Annotated in this window: 3 protein-coding genes; all 3 read left to right on the plus strand. The window is 62.2% G+C overall.

What is annotated here, in order from left to right:
• A partial coding sequence (gene gcvT, locus DS906_RS10020) for a glycine cleavage system aminomethyltransferase GcvT (protein ID WP_113790053.1) occupies positions 1 to 1,083 on the plus strand: 1,083 nt, incomplete at its 5' end.
• Positions 1,084 to 1,101: 18 nt separating this feature from the next.
• Entirely contained in the window at positions 1,102 to 1,467 is a 366-nt protein-coding gene (gcvH, locus tag DS906_RS10025; RefSeq protein WP_113790054.1) for a glycine cleavage system protein GcvH, read from the plus strand.
• 112 nt (positions 1,468 to 1,579) lie between these two features.
• Positions 1,580 to 4,434, plus strand: a 2,855-nt coding sequence (gcvP, locus tag DS906_RS10030; RefSeq protein ID WP_113790055.1) for an aminomethyl-transferring glycine dehydrogenase, incomplete at its 3' end; no start/stop codon positions are given.

A 4,434-nucleotide genomic window follows, 5' to 3' on the forward strand; every position in this document is an offset into this window, starting at 1 on the left:
AAACGCACCCCTTTGCATTCTCTTCACGTTGAGTTGGGGGGTAAGCTGGTTGATTTTGCTGGGTGGGAGATGCCTGTTCAGTATCCTTTGGGGATTATGGTTGAGCATAAGCAGTGTCGTGAGAAGGCGGCGTTGTTTGATGTGTCTCATATGGGACAGGTGATCCTGCGTGGTGAGAATGTGGGTGAGAAGCTGGAAGCTCTGTGCCCGCAGGCCTACGCGACCCTGAAGCCGGGCAAGGCGCGGTACGGGTTCTTTACCAACGCGGATGGCGGGATCATGGACGATTTGATCGTGTCGAATGCGGGCGATTACTATTTCGTGGTGGTGAACGCAGCGCTGCGCCATCAGGACATTCCGCATATGCGTGACAATCTGGATGGCGTCGAAGTGATCGAGATTTTCGACCGCGCGCTGGTAGCGGTGCAAGGCCCTGCGGCGGAAAACGTGGTGGGGGAACTCTGCCCTGCCGCCCGCGACCTGAAGTTCATGGAAACCATCGAGGCCCCGATCAACGGCGTCGACTGCCGCATCTCGCGACTGGGCTACACCGGCGAGGACGGATATGAGATCTCGATCCCCGAGGACAAGGCGATCGAAGTTTCAAAAGCCTTCCTGGCGCATGAGGATTGCGAAGCGGCCGGTCTGGGCGCGCGCGACAGCCTGCGGCTGGAGGCCGGTCTGTGCCTCTATGGCAATGACATCGACCAAAGCACCTCGCCGATTGAGGCATCGCTTGCTTGGGCGATCCAGAAACGCCGCAAGGAAGAGGGCGGCTTTCCGGGTGCGGAGCGTGTGCAGAAGGAACTGGCCGAAGGCCCCGCCAAAAAGTTGGTTGGCATCAAACCCGATGGCCGCGCACCGGCGCGTCAGGGTGTGGAAATCCAGTGCAGTAATGGCAATACGATCGGCCAGATCACCTCGGGCGTATTTGGCCCCACGGTCGGCGGACCGGTGGCGATGGGCTATGTGTCCAAGGGCCACGGTGAGCCGGGCGAGGCGGTGAACCTGATCATCCGGGGCAAGCCGCAGCCAGCGCAGATCGTGGCGCTGCCCTTCGTCAAACAGAATTACAAGCGTTGAAGTCAGGAGAGAGACAACATGGCAACCTATTATTCCGAAGAGCATGAATGGCTGACCGTCGAAGGCGACACAGCCACGCTGGGCATCACCAAACACGCGGCTGAACAGCTGGGCGACGTGGTGTTCGTGGAGCAGCAGGAAGCAGGCGATGAGTTTGAAAAAGGCGGCGAGATCGGCGTGATCGAATCCGTCAAGGCAGCCTCCGAGCTCTACGCCCCCGTCGATGGCGAGATCGCGGAAGTGAACGAGGCACTGGCCGATAACCCCGGCGCGCTGAACGAAGACCCCGAGGGTGAGGCCTGGATCTACAAGATCAAGCTGAGCGATGCATCACAGCTGGAAGATCTGATGGATCTGGACGGCTACAAGGCCCTGATCGGGTAAACCCAAACGGCGGGTCCTTTCACGGATCCGCCCCTTCATCTGGCTAAAAATATCCCCGCCGGAGGCTCCTGCCAGAGCGGCCGGGCGAGACATTCCCTGAGGAGCATGACCTATGGCCTTCAAACTGACCGACTACGAAGCCTATGACTTCGCCAACCGCCGCCATATCGGGCCCAGCCCGACGGAAATGCGCGACATGCTCAAGGTGATTGGCTTCAAGACGCTGGACCAGCTGATCGACGCCACCGTCCCGCCTGCGATCCGGCAGAAGGAACCCCTGGACTGGGGTCCGGCGATGACCGAACGCGATGCGCTCTTTTACATGAAAGAGGTGGCGAGCAAGAACAAGGTTCTGACCTCGCTGATCGGCCAGGGATACTATGGCACCACCACGCCGGCGCCGATCCTGCGCAACATCCTGGAAAACCCGGCCTGGTACACCGCCTATACGCCCTATCAGCCCGAGATTAGCCAGGGCCGTCTTGAGGCACTGTTGAACTTCCAGACCATGGTCAGCGACCTGACCGGGCTGGACGTGGCCAACGCCTCGCTCCTGGACGAGGCGACTGCCGCCGCCGAAGCCATGGCGATGGCCAAGCGCGGTGGCCGGTCAAAGGCCAACAACGCGGCCTTCTTTGTCGACAAGAACTGCCACCCGCAGACCATCGCCGTGATCAAAACGCGCGCCGAGCCTCTGGGCATCGACGTGCAGGTCGCTGATCCGGACACGCTGGATGCGGGGTCGGTCTTTGGCGCGATCTTCCAGTATCCCGGCACCCACGGCCATGTGCGCGACTTCACCAACGAGATCGCGGCGCTGCACGAACACAAAGCCATTGCCATCGTCGCCGCCGACATCCTGTCGCTGGCGCTGCTGAAATCACCCGGCGAGATGGGCGCGGATATCGCCATCGGCTCGACCCAGCGCTTTGGCGTGCCGATGGGCTATGGCGGGCCTCATGCTGCCTATATGGCAACCAGTGACAAGCTGAAGCGGTCGATGCCCGGCCGGATCATCGGCGTGTCGATCGACGCGCGCGGCAACAAGGCCTATCGTCTGGCCCTGCAGACCCGCGAGCAGCACATTCGCCGCGAGAAAGCCAACTCGAATGTCTGCACTGCGCAGGCGCTGCTGGCGGTGATTGCCTCGATGTACGCCGTCTATCACGGCCCCGATGGCATCAAGGCCATCGCGCAATCGGTGCACCGCAAGACCTCGCGTCTGGCCGCCGGTCTGGAAGAGGCGGGCTTTGCTGTTGAGCCGGAAGTGTTCTTTGACACCATCACGGTTGAGGTCGGCCACCTGCAGAATGTCGTGATGGAGGCCGCCGTGGCGCGGGGTGTGAACCTGCGCAAGGTGGGTGAGACGAAAGTGGGCATCAGCCTGGACGAACAGACCCGCCCCGAGACCATCGAGGCCGTCTGGGGTGCCTTCGGGATCGATCGCAAGGATGACAGCTCGAACAAGCTCTACCGCCTGCCCGATTATGCGCTGCGCGAAAGCGCCTATCTGACCCACGAGATCTTCCACAAGAACCGGGCCGAGGCCGAGATCACGCGCTATATGCGCCGTCTGGCCGACCGCGATCTGGCGCTGGACCGGGCGATGATCCCGCTGGGGTCGTGCACCATGAAGCTGAACGCCACGATCGAGATGATCCCGGTCACCTGGCCCGAGTTCGGCAATCTGCACCCGTTCTGCCCACAAGATCAGGCGCAGGGCTACATTGAAATGATCGATGACCTGAACGACAAGCTGTGCCAGATCACCGGTTATGACGCGATCTCGCAGCAGCCCAATTCGGGCGCGCAGGGCGAATACGCGGGTCTTCTGACCATCCGCAACTATCACGCCGCGCGGGGTGAGGCGCACCGCAATGTCTGCCTGATCCCGACCTCGGCGCATGGCACCAACCCGGCCTCGGCCCAGATGGTGGGCTATCAGGTTGTGCCGGTGCAGGCCGATGACAAGGGCAATATCGACCTGAATGACTTCCGCGCCAAGGCGGAAAAGCATTCCGATCATCTGGCCGCCTGCATGATCACCTACCCGTCCACCCATGGCGTGTTCGAGACCACCGTGCAGGAGGTCTGCCAGATCACCCATGACCACGGCGGTCAGGTCTATATCGACGGCGCCAACATGAACGCCATGGTAGGTCTCTCGCGTCCCGGTGACATCGGCGGTGACGTCAGCCACCTGAACCTGCACAAGACCTTCTGCATCCCGCATGGCGGTGGCGGCCCCGGCATGGGCCCGATCGGCGTCAAGGCACATCTGGAGGAACACCTGCCGGGTCACCCGGAATACGGCACTGCCGTGGGTCCGGTCTCGGCCGCGCCCTTCGGCTCGCCGTCCATTCTGCCGGTCAGCTGGGCCTATGTGCTGCTGATGGGCGGTGCCGGTCTGACGCAGGCGACCAAGGTGGCGATCCTGAACGCCAACTACATCGCGGCACGCCTGCAGGAGGCCTATCCGATCCTCTACACCTCGGACACGGGCCGGGTGGCGCATGAGTGCATTCTGGATACCCGCCCGCTGGATGAGGCGGCGCAGGTCAGCGTCGACGACATCGCCAAGCGTCTGGTCGATTCAGGCTTCCACGCGCCCACCATGTCCTGGCCGGTGGCCGGAACCCTGATGGTCGAGCCAACCGAGTCGGAACCCAAGGACGAGCTGGACCGCTTCTGCGACGCCATGCTGTCCATCCGGGCCGAAGCGCAGGACATCATCGACGGCAAGATCGACGCGGACAACAACCCGCTGAAAAACGCCCCCCACACGGTGCGCGATCTGGTCGGAGATTGGGACCGGCCCTACAGCCGCGAACAGGCCTGCTTCCCCCCAGGCTCCATGGGCGTCGACAAATACTGGTCCCCCGTAAACCGCGTCGACAACGCTTACGGAGACAGAAACCTAATCTGCACATGCCCCCCAATGGACGCTTACGAAGAAGCCGCAGAGTA

Source organism: Ruegeria sp. A3M17 (genome assembly GCF_003318255.1).
Lineage (GTDB): Bacteria > Pseudomonadota > Alphaproteobacteria > Rhodobacterales > Rhodobacteraceae > Ruegeria.